This window comes from Chitinophaga sp., from assembly GCF_036566945.1.
Lineage (GTDB): Bacteria > Bacteroidota > Bacteroidia > Chitinophagales > Chitinophagaceae > Chitinophaga.
In genome coordinates, this window is record NZ_DATCVJ010001040.1 from 1 (window position 1) to 1,602 (window position 1,602).

Annotated in this window: 1 protein-coding gene; it reads right to left on the reverse strand. The window is 45.5% G+C overall.

Annotated elements, in window-relative coordinates; genetic code table 11:
* Window positions 1-1,585, reverse strand: a 1,585-nt coding sequence (locus VIP81_RS31420; RefSeq protein ID WP_331971452.1) for an efflux RND transporter permease subunit, incomplete at its 3' end; no start/stop codon positions are given.
* Window positions 1,586-1,602: the final 17 nt, after the last annotated feature.

Below are 1,602 nucleotides of genomic sequence, written 5' to 3' on the forward strand. Positions count from 1 at the left end.
CCTGCGCTGTTTTCCTGCCTTCTGCCAGATTACGATTCACCACGGCTATTTCTATCGGATTGGTACTACCAAGATTTAACACCTGTTCCACCATATCACCTGGTTCAAATGATATGCTGGCTGTAGGAATTTCTTTGGCAACAGCGGCCCGTAGTTTTTCCCTGAAAACGGCGATGGGAATAATACCTTTCTTCAGCTTTATTTTAGTAACCGATTCCTGTGGTCCACTTGTCCACAAATGAATATAGTTCACAGGAAAGCTGGAAGGCTGTGTTCCAACAAAGGCCGATGTAATCTCTGTATTTCCTTTGCCGGCAATGCTGTCGGACAAAGATAAAAGTCGCCGGGTGGCATCCTCTGTGCGCTCAAAGCGCGTACCAACAGGAAGGCGCAACCTAACTTGCGTTTGCCCGCTATCGGTTTGCGGGAATAGTTCTGTTCCGGTAAATGAGAATAGGAGCAAAACCAGACCGACTGAAATAACCAGAAATAATGTGGTTACCCACCCGAAACCCGATTGAAATCGTTGCCCTGCGGAAGCATACCTTTGTTTTATTTTATAGTAAAATCCTTTATCCTGCTTATCCTTGTTATTCAGGTGATCTTTCAGCAACCAGTTGGATACTACCGGAACAAAACTCTGAGATAAAAGAAATGAGGCGATCATAGCAAATCCTACCGCCAATGACAGCGGCATGAACATGGCTTTAGGCACACCATTCATGAACATAGCAGGTACAAAAACGGCCAGGATGCTTAGTAAAATCAATAGTTTTGGTCCGGCTATTTCCCTACAGGCATCTGCGATAGCACGAGCTTTATTCTTGCCCATTTCCTGATGCCGATGTATATTCTCAATCGTTACCGTTGCCTCATCTACCAGTATTCCCACGGAAAGTGCCAGACCTCCCAGGGTCATGATATTGATTGATTGGCCGGTTAAATATAGTAGTGTAGTGGATGATAAAAGCGCCAGCGGGATAGTCATTATAACAATCAATGCACTACGGCGGTCACCGAGAAATAACCATACCATCAAGCCTGTAAGTATGGCTCCCAGTCCACCTTCAAACAACAGGCTTTTCAACGAATTAATAACGTATCCTGATTGGTCAAATTCATAAGTAACCTTAATATCTGCTGGTATGGCGTCCTGCATATCCGGCAGCGATGCTTTCACTCGCTGTACAACATCCCAGGTAGCCGCATCTGCACGTTTGGTAACCGGAATATACACAGATCGTTTGCCGTTAATTAATGCGTAGCTGGTGGTCACATCAGCTCCCAGCGTCACATTGGCAATATCTTTTACATATACTGCCGGACCTGCGCCCAATTGCAGCGGTGTATTCTGCAAGTCCTGCAACGTTTCAATGACACTGTTTTGTGGCGTGATGTAGGTGGTATCACCAATGCGAACATTACCGGCGGGGGAAATAGTATTAAATTTAGCTATAGTCTGTACCACCTGATCAGGTGAAAGATTGTGCCCCCGCAGCTTTTCAGGATCTATAGTGATCAGCACTGTTTTTTGATTCCCCCCGAATGGAGGCGGCGCAGATACACCTGGTAATGTAGAAAACATCGGTCGTACCTTAAACA